This is a genomic window from Ruminococcus sp. NATIVEDY160, from assembly GCF_045819885.1.
GTDB lineage: Bacteria > Bacillota > Clostridia > Oscillospirales > Acutalibacteraceae > Ruminococcoides.
This window is the reverse complement of the sequence record NZ_CP162391.1, coordinates 1,065,843-1,080,741: the sequence shown is the minus strand read 5'-3', so window position 1 is coordinate 1,080,741 and position 14,899 is coordinate 1,065,843. Positions and strand designations below refer to the sequence as shown.

The 14,899-nt window shown below is 49.7% G+C and carries 12 protein-coding genes; 3 read left to right on the top strand and 9 right to left on the bottom strand.

Features of this window, described 5'->3' with window-relative positions; genetic code table 11:
- Position 1 precedes the first annotated feature (1 nt).
- The 5 genes from yfmH to AB1I49_RS05250 all read right to left on the bottom strand — a co-directional run bounded on the left by yfmH (position 2) and on the right by AB1I49_RS05250 (position 5,126).
- Positions 2-1,279, bottom strand: coding sequence for an EF-P 5-aminopentanol modification-associated protein YfmH (yfmH, locus tag AB1I49_RS05270; protein WP_407721566.1), 1,278 nt, complete (start codon positions 1,277-1,279; stop codon positions 2-4).
- The gene (gene yfmF / locus AB1I49_RS05265; protein WP_407721565.1) at positions 1,276-2,556 is read right to left on the bottom strand and encodes an EF-P 5-aminopentanol modification-associated protein YfmF; all 1,281 of its coding nucleotides are present in this window, start codon (positions 2,554-2,556) and stop codon (positions 1,276-1,278) included. The genes yfmH and yfmF overlap by 4 nt, the downstream gene beginning before the upstream one ends.
- Before the next feature lie 113 nt (positions 2,557-2,669).
- Positions 2,670-3,398: a CpsB/CapC family capsule biosynthesis tyrosine phosphatase gene (locus AB1I49_RS05260; RefSeq protein ID WP_201428478.1), complete on the bottom strand. Its 729-nt coding sequence runs from the start codon at positions 3,396-3,398 to the stop codon at positions 2,670-2,672.
- Between the two features lie 12 nt (positions 3,399-3,410).
- Positions 3,411-4,469, bottom strand: coding sequence for a 3-isopropylmalate dehydrogenase (gene leuB, locus AB1I49_RS05255; protein ID WP_201428477.1), 1,059 nt, complete (start codon positions 4,467-4,469; stop codon positions 3,411-3,413).
- A 30-nt stretch (positions 4,470-4,499) separates the two neighbouring features.
- The gene (locus AB1I49_RS05250; RefSeq protein ID WP_201428476.1) at positions 4,500-5,126 is read right to left on the bottom strand and encodes a histidine phosphatase family protein; all 627 of its coding nucleotides are present in this window, start codon (positions 5,124-5,126) and stop codon (positions 4,500-4,502) included.
- 133 nt (positions 5,127-5,259) lie between these two features.
- Here AB1I49_RS05250 and AB1I49_RS05245 point away from each other — a divergent pair, with 133 nt between their 5' ends.
- A complete protein-coding gene (locus AB1I49_RS05245; RefSeq protein ID WP_201428475.1) occupies positions 5,260-5,925 on the top strand; it encodes a helix-turn-helix domain-containing protein in 666 nt (221 codons plus the stop codon).
- 130 nt (positions 5,926-6,055) lie between these two features.
- On the opposite strand, the gene AB1I49_RS05240 is transcribed toward AB1I49_RS05245, so the two are convergent.
- The 3 genes from AB1I49_RS05240 to AB1I49_RS05230 all read right to left on the bottom strand — a co-directional run bounded on the left by AB1I49_RS05240 (position 6,056) and on the right by AB1I49_RS05230 (position 9,428).
- Positions 6,056-7,963, bottom strand: coding sequence for a carbohydrate-binding domain-containing protein (locus AB1I49_RS05240; RefSeq protein ID WP_407721564.1), 1,908 nt, complete (start codon positions 7,961-7,963; stop codon positions 6,056-6,058).
- Between the two features lie 75 nt (positions 7,964-8,038).
- On the bottom strand, positions 8,039-8,716 hold the full coding sequence (locus tag AB1I49_RS05235) for a DUF4956 domain-containing protein (protein WP_316609227.1): 678 nt from the start codon (positions 8,714-8,716) through the stop codon (positions 8,039-8,041).
- The gene (locus AB1I49_RS05230; protein ID WP_316617285.1) at positions 8,709-9,428 is read right to left on the bottom strand and encodes a polyphosphate polymerase domain-containing protein; all 720 of its coding nucleotides are present in this window, start codon (positions 9,426-9,428) and stop codon (positions 8,709-8,711) included. Before AB1I49_RS05230 ends, AB1I49_RS05235 begins: the two co-directional genes overlap by 8 nt.
- 253 nt (positions 9,429-9,681) lie before the next feature.
- Between AB1I49_RS05230 and AB1I49_RS05225 the strand changes: the two genes are divergently transcribed.
- Together AB1I49_RS05225 and AB1I49_RS05220 are read left to right on the top strand one after the other, a co-directional pair.
- On the top strand, positions 9,682-10,356 hold the full coding sequence (locus AB1I49_RS05225) for a response regulator transcription factor (protein WP_316609230.1): 675 nt from the start codon (positions 9,682-9,684) through the stop codon (positions 10,354-10,356).
- Entirely contained in the window at positions 10,353-11,642 is a 1,290-nt protein-coding gene (locus AB1I49_RS05220; protein WP_316609232.1) for a sensor histidine kinase, read from the top strand. Before AB1I49_RS05225 ends, AB1I49_RS05220 begins: the two co-directional genes overlap by 4 nt.
- A gap of 53 nt (positions 11,643-11,695) precedes the next feature.
- Here AB1I49_RS05220 and pulA read toward each other — a convergent pair whose 3' ends face one another.
- A complete protein-coding gene (gene pulA, locus AB1I49_RS05215; RefSeq protein WP_407721563.1) occupies positions 11,696-14,881 on the bottom strand; it encodes a type I pullulanase in 3,186 nt (1,061 codons plus the stop codon).
- Between the last annotated feature and the right edge of the window lie 18 nt (positions 14,882-14,899).

Genomic DNA, 14,899 nt, shown 5'->3' with positions numbered 1-14,899 from the left:
ATCAAACCTCCGTATCCGGGCTCTTGACCACTGAAAGGGTGCAGTTGCAAACGTCGAGCATCTCGGACAGTCTTTCGCTGACCTCCTCGAAGGTCGTGTCAGCCACCGCGTCGATATAGGCAAAAAGCTCATTGTCACTGAAATGGTAGCTCATTATCGTATTTGAAATAGAGCTTACGGAGTTGAGTGAGGAAACAATGTCGCCGTAAACGGATTTGCGCGCGATATCGAAGTCCTCTCTGTCAAGTCCCTCGGTCTTGACCTTTGCGATATACTGCTTTATCATCTCTGCAGCCTGTCCGGGTGCGCGTGACTCGCCGCCGAAAATCACGGCACAGTAACCCGGACCCTCGAACAGCTCATAGCTGAAGGAATTGTTGATAAGATTGTTGTCCATCAGCTCGCGGTAGAGCTTGCTCGTCGGTGAAGCGAGCATGGAAAGCAGGATATCCGTCCGGGCGAGCTTCTTCTCGTCGAGCGCGTCGGGTTTTTCCTTGAAGCCGAGGTTGAAGGTCGGCATCAGAACGGGGAAATTCTGCTCAACGTAAGGATTCACGATTTCGTAAGGCTCGTCCTCGAAATAGCTTGTTATTTCGTGCTTTTCGCAGGGCTTGAGCATCTTGTCGCAGATAGCCATGACCTGTTCAACGGTAATGTTGCCCGAAACACAAAGCGCCATATTGTGCAGGTTATAGAAAGCGTTGTAGCAGTCATATAACTTCTCGGCGGTAATTTCCGCGATGCTCTCCACGGTACCCGCGATGTCAATTCTCACAGGGTGGGTGTGGTACATATTCTCGAGCATATTGAACATAACCCGCCAGTCGGGTGCGTCGTCGTACATCTTGATTTCCTGACCGATTATCCCCTGTTCCTTCTGAACGGTCTGAGGAGTAAAATACGGGTCGCGTACAAAGTCGAGAAGGATCACTAGGCTCTCGTCAAAACGATCGGTGCACGAGAACAGATAACATGTCTTTTCAAAGCTGGTGTATGCGTTAGCGCTGGCTCCTGTTTCGGCGTAGCGCGTAAAGGCGTCGCCCTCGGCGCTCTCGAAGAGCTTATGCTCAAGGTAGTGGGCGATTCCGTCGGGAACCGTGATTTTCTCTCCGCCGTCTACCGAAAAGCAGTTATTGATGCTGCCGTACTTGGTGCCGATAATCGCGTAGGCTGACTGATAACCCTCCTTGGGATAGACATAAACAGTCAGACCTGAGCTGTGCATGATCTTATAGTAGCTGTCGCCCGCACGCGCGGATTTGATTTCCGTCATGTTCATGATTTCACCTCTTGCTGATTAGTCAGTACATATACCGTGTCGAGCTGCAGCTTGTTGGCGGCGGCGACGATCTCTTCCTTTGTAACGGCGTTGATTTTCGCGCAGGCCTCCTCGATCGTCTTGAAGCCGTCCTGCAGCAGCTGAGATGAATACCACGCTTCTATTCCGCTGACGGTATCGTTGGACGACTGGTATACGTTGATCATAGCCATTTTTGTTGAGTCGATTTCGAAGTCGGAAATGACGCCGTTTTTCATGTCCTCGACTTCCTTCAGAATACCGCGTTCAAGCTTCTCGACGTTCTCTGTTTCGACACCGCTGTCAATAACAACAACGCCCTTGTGCTTGTCGTAACGCGCAGCACAGTAATAGCAAAGGCTCTGCTTCTCGCGGACGTTGCAGAACAGCTTTGAGGTGGCAGTACCGCCGAGGATCGCGCACATCAGAGCCGTGGCGGTAATCTCCTTCTCGGGGACAGCGACTCCTGCGCGGAAGCCCATGACGAGCTTCGCCTGAGAAACGTCCACTGCCTCGGTTTCGCGCTTTATCTTACCTGCCTCGCGGATAACCTCGGTATGAAGTTTGGCGGGCTGACGATTCATCTTTGAGAATGTCTCCGTAAACACCTCAACCGCCTTGTCGGGAGCGCTGTCGCCGATATACATGATCTCAATAACAGCGGTCTTGAGAAGATTCTGCCACGTCAGGTAAAGTGACTGCGCTGTCGTCTCCTTGATCTTTTCCGCGGTGCCGTAGCGCTTGACGCCAAACATCTCGTCGGCGCACATGATCTCAATCATTCTGCCGTTAGCGTATATGCGCTTCTCGTTGTACTCGGAATCAATCACGTCGAGGAGCTGTCTGCGCTCTTGCTCAACCTCCTCGGAAACAAAAGCATCATCCTTTACATTCGGCTCAAAAATTACTCCGCAGAGCAGCGCCGAAAGCTCGGCGGCGATGCTGTCGCCATCCAGTGCGTAGCGGTCGTCAAGTCCCGAGGCAGATACGGAAATCACCTGGTTTTCGCCGACCTTTGTTGTGGATACGCTCAATTCAGCACCGTAGAGAGCGCTCAGCTTGCGGCTGAGAGCGGTAAAATCGGGATAAGCCTTGCAGGAACGCGAGAGAACGCCTGCAAGCAAAGCGTTTGCCGAAGCGGTTTCGGCGCTCAGAGGCACAAAAAGATTTGCGGATAGCTTCATCGTTTTGAAGCGACTGTCTCTGACGCTGTTAAAATAAACTCCCTCGGCTATATTCAGTCTGTTAATGGAACTCATCTTATCAACTCCAAAAATATAATCATTAAATAGTATACCACATTTTCATTGACAATAAAAGGTTTTTTCCAAAAAAATACACCGACAGGCAAAATAGTCTGTCGGTGATAATATCAGTTTCCGAATATGGCTCTGCTGAAAATTTTCTCTGAATTCTTCATCATACGCGCGAGAGTATCCTCTCCGCACTTTTCCGCAATAGTTTTCATCGCTTCGGAGAAATCCTCGGGAGTGTTGTGAGAAAATGAATGCGCGTCTGAGCCGAGAATATCAATCCAGCCGTTAGCAATGTATTTCAACAGCTTGCGCCTTTTGAAAAACGGAGCTTTTGAGACGTAGTTTTTGATATTTGTCTGGATTATTATGCCCATGTCCTGCATTTCCCGGATAACTTCGGGATTATCAATCAGATATTCATAGCGCTCAACATGAGGAATAACCGGTATAAGCCCGTGATTTCGCATCAACATATCCAGGAATTGCATCGTACGGTCATTAAAGGTTGAGCTGTAGGCAAATTCAGTGAGGATATACTTTGAGTTGCCGTATGTAAGGCCTGACAAATCGTTGTTGTTAAAAAGATAATGCGTCACATATACCTCAGCGCCGAGAACTATATTGACGTCGTCGGGAATATAAGGCTTAAATCTCTCGAACGCCTCCTGACGAGAAAAGAGAAAATCCTCCACGCCCATCTCGTGTGTATAAAAATGTGGGGTCAGGCAAATATTGCGGACTCCCTGCCTTTTCAGGCAGTCAATCAGCGCAAGACTATCCTCGACGGTTTTCGCGCCGTCATCAAAGGCAGGTAAAATATGCGAATGCATATCATAAAGCTGCATAAAACGCCTCCTTTACAGCTGTGCGCAAACAAGGTCTCCCATTTCTTCACAGCTGACCTTGTTAAGTCCTTCTTCATAGATATCGGGAGTGCGGTCGGTCTCGAGAACCTTTGCTACAGCCGCTTCGATTGCTTCCGCCGCCTCGGGCTGTGCGAGAGAGTATCGGAGCATCATTGCCACAGAAAGGATTGTCGCGAGAGGATTGGCGATACCCTTGCCCGCGATATCGGGAGCTGAACCGTGGATAGGCTCGTACAGACCGAGCTTGCCGCCCGAAAGGCTGGCTGACGCGAGCATTCCAATTGAACCTGCAATCATTGAAGCCTCGTCGGAGAGAATGTCGCCAAAAATATTTGAGGTGACGATTACGTCAAACTGCTTGGGATTGCGGACAAGCTGCATCGCGCAGTTGTCAACATACATATGGTTGAGCTCTACCTCGGGATAATCCTTGGAAACGTTGATAACGGTCTGTCTCCAAAGGCGCGAGGACTCGAGGACGTTTGCCTTGTCAACGCTGGTGAGCTTCTTGTTTCTCTTCATAGCCATATCAAAGGCAACGCGCGCGATGCGCTCAACCTCCGCAACGGAATATTTCTCTGTATCCCACGCGGAATCATCATCTCTGCCGCGCTCGCCGAAGTAGATACCGCCGGTGAGCTCGCGGACGATCATGATGTCCATATTGTCGCCGATGATCTCGTCCTTGATCGGGGAAGCGCTCTTGAGCGGTCCGAAGATAACGGAGGGACGGAGGTTCGCGAATAGTCCGAGTGCTCCGCGAATGCCGAGAAGACCTGCCTCGGGACGGTTGTTGCCGGGCTGGTTATCCCACTTGGGACCGCCTACAGCGCCGAGAATTACGGAATCGGAAGCCTTGCACTTCGCTACGGTTTCCTCGGGAAGCGGAACGCCTGTGGCGTCGATCGCGCAGCCGCCGAGTAAAGCCTCGTCGTACTCAACGGTGAAATCAAACTTCTCCGCTGCCTTGTCGAGCACCTTTACTGCCTGATTTACGATTTCGGGGCCGATACCGTCGCCCTTTAATAATGTAATCTTATAATTTGCCATATTAATAAACTCCTTTTCGTTAATATCTGATTAATCTTCGTCCTCAATCATGGGGATTCGGTTGAAAACCTCGGCAACCTTGTCGCGCTGCCAAAGCATCGGGGTAATGCGGATTGAATAGCCGTAACCGTTGTCCATTGTCCACTCAAAGGGCTTCGCCTGAGGCAGACCGTAAACCGCGAGCAAAGTCATAATAACGCCGCCGTGGGTGACAATCACACTGTCGGTGGTGCCTGTTTTCATCAGACCCTCGACTATGCTCTCGAACATTTTGCAGATGCGGCGGATAAAGTCAGCGTTGCTCTCACCGTGAGGCGGTGCTGCTTCGCTGTCGCCCGCAAGCCACTTTTCAAACACGGGATCGTTCCTGAGCTCCTCAGCGGTCTTGCCCTCCCACTCGCCGAAGTTACATTCGCGAAGATTGGCAATCGACAGCGGGCTGAGCTCCGGATAGAGAATCCGGCAGGTTTCGGTGCAGCGCTTCAAGGGACTTGTGAACACTACCTTTGTATACGGATAGCGGCATTCACGCTCGAGCTTGCGCAGAGCTTCCCTGCCCTTATCCGACAACGGCACGTCGGTCGAACCGATGTATTTTCCCGATAGCGTCTCGTCAATCGCGCCGTGGCGTATGAAATGAATAACATAGGATTTCATATAATTCTCCTGTGCAGCGTATTCAAAATATATTTACAAATTGTCAAATTTAGGCTATACTATATGTATAAAGTAAAAAACGGCAATCTATAACTAAATTATTATACTATCAAATGAAACGGAGTGTCAAGTCTTGAATAGCGATTTTCCGAGAATTATTACATTTTTGCGCAAGGAACGCGGACTCAGCCAAAAGCAGGTAGCATCGGATCTGGGTATTTCCCAGGCTCTGCTCTCACATTACGAAAAGGGAATCCGCGAGTGCGGACTGGATTTTCTGGTGAAAACCGCGGAGTATTACGACGTTTCTGCGGATTATCTCCTCGGCAGAACCGTACAGCGCAAGCCCGCCTCCGTAACTGCGGACGACTTCCCCGACGCGGACGAAATAGGACATATGAAGGGCAATATGATCAATCAGGTCAACAAAAAGCTGATTACCAACACCACAGCGGTGATTTTCGACCTGCTCGCTCAAATAGGCGAAAAACGGCTGACTAATGCCGTCAGCAACTACCTTATGTGCGCCGAGTACCAGGTTTTCCGCGCAATCTACTGTGCCGACAGGAGCAATACCCAGACTATGTTCTCGCTTGACCGCAACCGCTATAAAAACCTTACCTCTGCCTCAATGCTGCTTGACCTCGAGCTGATTGACGCGGTAATCGAACGCAACAAGCTCTCGCTCGCGCTATCGCCAGACATTATTTCGAGCTACTTCGACAAAGGCGCTTCATCGCTGTTCAATCTTATTCAGTTCTCCGAGAGGAATGTGCGCAAGGTCGTAAGTTCAAATTAAATATTGAGCTGTCCGGTTTCACGGGCAGCTTTTTGTTTTAAAAGGGAGAACCGGGTCACCATACAGGCAACCCGGTTCAAGGAGATGTTTATGAAAATTTCGTCGTTATCATAATTCGTTATCAGAAATATCAGAACTGGGGTTTGTTCTGCATATTTCCGTCAGGCGGCTGCATATTACCGCGCATTCCGCCCATTCCGCCGCCCATGCGGCTGCCGCCGTTTGAGTAGCTCTCGGAATCCATAGTCATTTCCGCCGCGGTTGTGCCGCCGCTTACCTTGCCGCTGTCAGCAAAGCCGTAGCTGTCGGCGCCGTCAACCGTTCCGCCGCACACAAGCTTGTAGCTCTCGCCCTTTTTGATTGAGGGAGTTGAAACGACAACATTGTTGAACTGCTTGGTTGAGTTGATCGAAGCGAGGACATTGCCTTCGCTGTCGGTCAGCGCGACTGTAGTATTTGCCGCCTGAGAGTCGATGTCGGTCATGATCGAGCACTGTCCGTTCGCGGTGAGTGATTCAGCCATGCCGCTGCTGCCGATGGCGATAATCGTACCGCCCGAAACCTCGCACGAAGAACCTGAGTCGAGTGCGCCGTTGCCGTCGTTTGACGGGCCGTTGACAAGGATCGTGCCGCCGTTGATTTTCAGTACGCCGTTTGAATCAAGTCCGTCGCCGTTCGCGTCGACGTAAACATAGCCGCCGTTGATGGTGAGAACCTTGCTCGAATCAGAATCAAACATCCCCTGGCGTTCCGTGCCGTTGTTGCCGCCCGCCGCGTTGAAGCCGTCGTCGGAGGAGGTGACAATAACAGTGCCGTCATTCACGGTAATTTCACCGCTCTCGATGCCCTCGTAGCTCTTTGAAATATCTATCTTGCCGCTGTTGATGGTGAGAGTAGTATCGGAATGGAGTCCGTCGTCGCCCGAGCTGATTTTCAGCTCGCCGCCGTCTACGCTGAGCGAATTGTTTGAATGAAGCGCGTCGTCTGAGGAATTGATATTGATCGTGCCGCCGTTGATCTTAATCGCGTCGGCGGATTTCAGACCCTTTGCGCTGTCGGTATCGGTTGAATCGGAGTTTGAGGAGAACATCTGCATTCTGCCGCCGCGTCCGAAATTTTCCTCTGTGTGGGTCTTGCCGCTCTCAGAGCCGCCGCCCGTTGTGATATTGAAGTCGCCGCCGTCTACTCTGAGAAGTGAGCTTGACTGGATTGCGTCGTTTTCTGATGTGAGTGTGAGCTTGCCGCTCTGAATATATACAAAGCCCTTTGTGGCTGTATCTTCCGTATTGGTCGCGCGGATGGCGTCGCTGCCTGCTTCCACGGTGAGGTCTGCGTCCTTGATTTTGAGACTGTCCTTGCCCTCAACGCCCGTTGAAGCCGCCTTGACAGAAACCGTTCCGCCGGCAATTACAAGGTCGTCCTTGCTGAGAATACCGTGCTTGTAGCTGCCGGTTACTGTCAGCTTGCCGCCGCCGTTGATGCTGAGATCCTCCTTGCTGAAAATCGCCGCGTCAACGTTGGTCTCCCCTACGGTTTCGGTGTAGCTGCTGCCGTCGGAAACAGTATTCTCGCTGCCGTCTGCAAGTGTAATAAACACCTTGTCGGCGCTCTTTACAACAAACGGAAAAGTGCTTGAGGTCAGATCGATTCCGTTAAATACCACCTGAACCTTGGCTTTTTCGTCCGCGTCGACGACGATTTTGCCGTCCTTACAGCTGCCTGAAACAATGTAGGTACCCTCGGATTTGATCGTTACTGTTGTTCCGCTTACCTCAGCCGAACCGGACGAGGACTCGGCTGAGGTATCGGTGAAGGTTATCTTTGCCGCGGCGCTTTCATCATAGGAGGAATCGGCGTCGCGTTGGGAAAAGCTGAGGTCATATTCTCCGTCCTTGATTTCGTCCGAAGCTGCCGCGCTCTTATTCGCGGCCGTATCTGCGGTTGAGGTCTGTGAACCCGAACCGCCCTGAGTGCTGCATGCGGTAAAGGACACTATAAGCATTGCGCTGATAATCGCGCACATAATTCTTTTTTTCATTTCATATCTCCCGATTTCAAAAACGTCTCTTGGAAATACCGCACAGACGGGCTGTGCGGTATTATTGTTGCTGAATTAAAGTCTTGCTTCCTCGACTGCGGGCATCATAACCGCGATTTCAAGATTGCCGTTGCGGCAGCGGAGCTCGTCGATAAACTTCTGGACATCGTCCTCATGGATAAGCTCAATGCGGTAAATCAGCTTGTAAAGGCTGCCCATGTTTGAGGTCTTGACGGAGAGAAGCTTTGAATTGTGGGTGTACTCATCAAAGAGATCGTCAAACTCGTGAGCATAGTTGAGATCCTCGGGAACCGTGATTTTGAGGTCGCGTACAAGGTCATCCTTCTCTTTAAGGTGCACAATTGAAGCGATAATCATTACGATACAGATAATCACTACAAAGCATACCGCCAGTCCGATGTAGCCCATCGCCGTAGCCAAGCCTGTTGCCATCGCAAGGAAGATGCTGACTATTTCCTTCGCGGAACCCGCGACGCTTCTGAATCTTACCAGTGAGAACGCGCCCATTACCGCGACGCCTGTGCCTACGCTGCCGTTCACCAGCATGATGACTGTCTGCACGATTGCGGGAATCAGGAATAACGCCAACAGAAAGCTCTTGCTCTGCTTGGCTCTGAAGCTCGCCGTGAAAGCGATTATCGCGCCGAGCACCAGAGAAACTGCCGTGCATATGAGATAGATGTCGGGTGTAAAGGTTTCTGAGTAGATAGCTGAAAAAATTTGATTAAGCACAGTTTGTTCCTCCCATCATTTGATTTCTTTCTGTGACTATTCTGTAGGCTGTTCCGTATTTTGAGAACGAACCCGGGAATATTTTGAGTTCGTTGAGCGCTGAGGTTAACCATAAGGGCATTGTGTTGAGAGATTTGATTTCCATGATACAGAGGTTCGGCTGCAAAATCTTCTCGCCGTAGCTGCCCTTCGCGAGGTCGAGATTCTCGGTGCGGAAGCGGACGTTCTTGTCAAAGGTGATCCTGAGCTCGTGGTCGGTCTTGCTGTAGAATGCTGTTCTGTCGTAACCGATGAACATTCTCGGCTTGAGGTTCTTGTAGCGAGCCATCGTGTAGTCGATCTCACGCATGATCTGCGAGTCGTTCGGCAGCTCATCGTTGAGAATGTAATCCATCGCGTCGGAGTATCTGAGCGTCTGCCTTCTCTTGTAAACAACGCCTCTGTACTTCTTCTTGAGTTCAAGGAACACGTTGCTGTCGCGCTTTGGTGTGGAATAGCTGCGGAGTCTGAGCTTCTCCTTGTAGACGGGCTTATCCATTGAGTTGCGGATAAGAAGAAAATCGTCTGTGTCAAAATAAAGACTGCACACCGTGCTCTCGCCGTATTCGTCGGGCTTGATGTAGGAGCTGATCAGCTTAAGAAGCGCTTCGCGCTGCTTTAACGTGATAATATATTTAATCTCTGTTCTCTCAAAGATAGTCTGAACTTTCATGTTGTTTGCCTCCCTTTCGTTTAGCTTGGTTTAAGGATAACGCCCAAACCTTAAAAAACACTTAAAAGTTTTAAGCTTTTTTAATTTTCTTTCGGTTGTTTTCCTTTGTTTGACTGTAGTATAAGGTCTAAAACTTAAAAATAGCTTAAATCCTTAAAAAAGTTTTTAAAAATTTTTATTTTTATTAAGGATTTTTTAAGTATTGTCCTTTAGAATAATAGATGTTAAAATACTATTATTAGGAGGCAGAATTATGCAGATTTTGATCGTTGAAGACGAAAAGCGCCTGGCGGAAGCGCTTAAACAGATTCTGGTTGAACAAAAATATATGGCCGACGTGGTTTATGACGGAAACGACGGCCTTGACTACGGAATGAGCGGTATTTATGATTTGATTATTCTCGATATCATGATCCCCTACCGCGACGGTTTTGAGGTCGCGAGAGAGCTTCGCCGAAACAAGATTGAAACTCCAATACTGATGCTCACCGCAAAGGACACTGTCAGCGATAAGGTGACCGGTCTTAATCAGGGTGCCGACGATTATATGACCAAGCCATTCGCTCCCGAGGAGCTGCTCGCTCGCGTCAAGGCTCTGACAAGGCGCAGAGGCGAGGTTATGCTCGACGAAACAGGCTACGGCGACTTTAACTTCAACGCCTCCACAAGCATGCTCAGCAAGGGCGCTAAGTCAGTCCACCTGAACTTCAAGGAGGCTGAAATAATGAAGCTGCTGATTGCGAACCGCGATATTATCATCTCAAAGGAAGATATCATCACAAAGGTATGGGGCTATGACTCAGACGCGGGCTCAAATAACGTTGAGGCGTATATCTCCTTTTTGCGCCGCAAGCTGAACTTCATACAATCATCTACCGAAATAAAGGCTATCAAAAAAGTAGGCTACAGATTGGAGCAGAAGTCATGATCAAAAAACTGAGATGGCGCATTGCCCTGATTAATATGGGGCTTATCGGAATTGTTCTTATCGGAATTTTCACGACCGTCTGTATCAACAATTTCTCGAACTCCTACAACGAGCTCGAGCATGGAATGGACAGGGTCGTCGAGCGAAACGGCAAGGAAATGGGGTTTGAACCCGCTACCGATGACAGCGGTAAACGTGAGATGCCGTTTGACAAAAATGAAAAGGACAGCTACAAAAACAAACCGGATATTCACGACAACGCGCCGATGGAGATTTCATCATACGTTGTGGTTGAGATTGACAATGACGGTAATATCATCAGCACCAACGAAAGCAACGTCACCATTGACGAGGACGATTTGAAAAAATGCGTTGAAATCGCGGTGGCACGACAGGAAAAATCGGGACAGATCAACGAGTACAGCCTGATGTACGTCAAAAGGAACGACCTCGAAAACACCCTGATTGTCTTTGCGAGCAACACTTCGCTGTTTGAAAATCTCAGAAATTCAATCTTTATCAACACGGGTCTTTTCCTCGGCAGCATGATTATCATACTGTTCATCAGTTTAGGGCTTTCGTGGCTTGCGGTAAAACCCGTCAAAAAAGCCTGGGAGCAGCAAAAACAGTTCGTCGCTGACGCTTCTCACGAGCTGAAAACTCCGCTGACGGTTATTCTTGCTAATAACAATATAATGATGTCACACAAAAGCTCGACGGTCGAACAGGAACAAAAGTGGCTTGAGAGCACAGAGGACGAAGCTCAGCACATGAAACAGCTGATTGACCAGATGCTCTTCCTCGCGAAATCCGACGCCGGAGAAAACCAGCTGCAGCTGTCGGAGGTCAATTTCAGCGAGATCGTCGAAGGCTCCGCTCTGAACTTTGAGCCTGTTGCCTTTGAAAAGGAAGTGCTCATAGATACAGAAATCGCGCCTGACATCACCATAGACGGAAATCAGACACAGCTCAACCAGCTCGCTCATATTCTGATTGACAACGCCGTGAAATACTCCGACGAAAACAGCGTTATAAAAATAATTCTCAGCAAGAAAAATGATACAGTTGAATTCTCGGTCAACAACCGCGGAAACGTAATCGCAAAAGAAGATATAGACCACATTTTTGACCGTTTCTACCGCGCGGAAAAATCACGCACAACAAAGGGCTACGGACTCGGGCTTTCCATTGCACAAAACATAGTTCAGAATATGAACGGAAAGCTCACTGTGCAGAGCAATCAGACCGACGGCACGACCTTTACGGCAGTGTTCAAAACAAAATAATCCTTCACGCAAAAAAGCGGCGGCCTCATCAGAGACCGCCGCAATTATTTTGATTAATAAAGAGTCTGTGCAATAGGCGCGTTGGGATTTGTATCGGGATTGTCGGTATAGAAGGTGACAAAATCGCCTGATTCAAGCTTGGAATCGTCGATAACGAGCCACATCTCGTTGTCTACAAAGCCCTTGTAGTCCTTTGTCTGCGTCTTGCCGGCATTGGACACTATAACGTTGTAGCTGCCTGCGCCGCGATAGGTAAAGCCGTAATCAAACCAGCCGTCCTCGTCTTCGTCGGTGAGTTTAACGCCGGGCCACTTTGCGTTGTCATCAGGCGAATAGTTGCCCTTATCCTTACCGTCGAGGCCAGCACCCCAGATCCAGAGTGTAGGAGCCCATGTCTCTGTTCCGTTATGCTTTACGTGGAGCTTAACATCAAGGCTGCCTGCTACATAGTAATAGTTGATCTCAAGTGTAGAACCGTAAGGAATCCTGCCTTCGGTTATCTCGGGATATCTTGTCTTGTCAATGGCATAGCCGATAACGTGATACTCGGAGCTCGTGAACTCATCGCCTACTCTTCCCTGAATGGTGATGGGAGCTACGAGGTTCTGCAGCTTGCCTTCAGCGTCTGTATACAAATAGTTGATTACTACCTCGCCGGAGGATACAACGTATCCTGCCAGATATTTCTGGAGCATAGATGCATCTGCAATGTTGGTGTCTCCGTCATAGTTAAAGTCAAGACCTGCAACCTTTTCAGGCGGGAATTTAACAATTTCAGCAAGGAAGCGCTGATACTCGGTTACGTCGGCAACATTAACTTCACCGTCACCGTTTACATCGCCGAACTTCTCAAGATTTTCGGGAACATAGTCTCTGTAGAGATATGTAACCTTCTTGGTTTCCTCGCTGTATACACCTGAGGTTTCGCCCTCAACACTGTCGAGAACATAAACAGCAGGAACGCCCGCGGAAGGAGAAGCAATATACGATGTGCCGTATTCGCCCTGAAGAACAACGGGTTTTGCAAGCTGACGTCTGCCGTTAACGTGGAGGAACTCAACCTCTACCTTGCCCATATCGGACTTAATAGGATTCTTCTCGAAGCTCTCCTTGTCAACAGCGATAACAGCAGAGTTCGCGTCTACCTTGAAGGAGCTGCCCTTTACTTCTCTGATTTTTGAAACGCCTGCCTGTGTGCCGTCCGCGATTACAACCCAGTCGGAAACAGATGTATCGGAAAGTCTGACTGTCAATTCTTTGGACGCGCTGTTAAGGAGAACAGCAATCTTATTCCACTGACCTTCGGTATCATTCTGAACGGTGTATGAAACTGTTGTCGTTTCCTGAGAAAGATTGGTGGGATAGTCAAAGGTGTAGGCATTCTGATAGCTCTTGTCGGCTGCAGTGAACGGAGCAAAGTTCTCTCTGATTAAGCGCAGTCCCTTGTAGTAGGATACGAGGTCGGCATAATCAACGATATTGTTCCATGTGATCTTATTGATTTCGGGTGAGCTCTTGTAGCTGTTGGTGTCGCCGTACTTGGTTCTGCCGAGCTCCTGTCCCGCGAGATTGAAGAGCACGCCCTGAGCGGTAAACTGAATCGCCGCAGCAAACTTGTTCATCGCAACAGCGGTGTCATTTCTCTCGCCGTAGTTGCCCAGACCCGCGGAAGCGATGATCTGGTCGTAAAGGGTAGCATTGTCGTGGCAGTCGGCATAGGTTACGCACTGTGCGGGAGACTGAGCCAGCCAGCCGTTCTTTGCAGCTGAATTAGCTCTTGCGCCGTAGCGGATATCCTTAGCAGCTTTTTGGTTGCCTGCGATGAATCCCCTATCATTGATATCGAAAACAGAGCCCTTGATACCGTCGCGGATCTTGTCGTTGAAGAAAGCAACGCGCTCGTTGAGCTTAGATGCGTTTTTCTGTTCAGCGGGATAGAATTTCTGGCCTGTGCAGGTGTTGGTTGCATAGGTGGAGGTACCGCCTGTCCAGCCTTCACCCCAGATGGTGAGCTTCGGGCTGATCTTGTCGAGCTCGTCGCGGATAATATTCATGGTTTCGGTGTCGATAAGACCCATGAGGTCAAAGCGGAAGCCGTCAACATGGTACTCGTTGACCCAATAGAGACAGGAATCAACAATATACTTTCTGGTCATGGCTCGCTCAGAGGAAACCTCATTTCCGCAGCCTGAACCATTGGAAAATGCTCCGGTCGCGGTCTGACGGTAGTAGTAATCAGGTACGGTAGCCTGGAAGCATGAGCCTTCCTTGTCGCTTGCGTAGGTGTGGTTGTAAACAACGTCCATAACTACGCTGATGCCGGCATTGTGGAGAGCCTGGATCATCTGCTTGCACTCGTTGATTCTTACGTTGCCGTCGTAGGGATTTGAGGAATATGAGCCTTCGGGAACGTTATAGTTCTGAGGATCGTAGCCCCAGTTGAACTGATCGTCACTGCCCGCCTCGTTGATTGACTGGAAGTCATAGAAGGGGTTGAGCTGAACGGTTGTTACGCCGAGCTGCTTGAGATAATCGATACAGGTAGAAATCTTACCAGCGCTGTTCAGGGTCGTTCCTTCTTCTGTGAAGGCAAGATACTTGCCGCGGTTCGCCTCGCTGACGCCCGAACCCTTATCATATGAGAAGTCCTTGACGTGAAGCTCCCATACGTAGCTGTCGGTGCTCTTGTCGGGAAGAACATGACCGTCCTTCTCCCAGCCCTTGGGGTTGGTGGATTCGAGGTCGCAAACCATTGAACGCTTGCCGTTAACGCCTGTTGCAACGGAGTAAACGTCCTGTGTCTCGGCTGTCTGCATTGCGCCTGACTTGGGATGCGCAGCTTTGATTGAATAGGTGTAATAGGTGTTCTTGATGTCGCCGCTGACTGTCGTTGTCCATACGCCCGTCCACTTGTCGCCGTCCATCAGCTTCTCCATGGTGACGGTTCCGTGCTTCTTGGCGCCTGCTTCCTTGTCGGAGCCGGTGGCGTAGCGATTGAGCGTTACCTCGGTTGCAGTCGGCGACCATACCTTGAAGGTCGTGGACTCAGGGGTATACTTTGCTCCGAGGTCGTCCTTGCTGTACGTGTACTCAGCGTCAATCGCTTCGTTGGCCTTGATGTAATCGTGCGTAACGCCGACCGTATCGTCATCAACAGCCGCAAAAGACGTTATCACGCTCGTTGACGCCAGCATACACGCGGCAAGAACGGAAGCAACAATCTTTTTTGTTGTTTTCATTGATATTCTCTCCTTTTT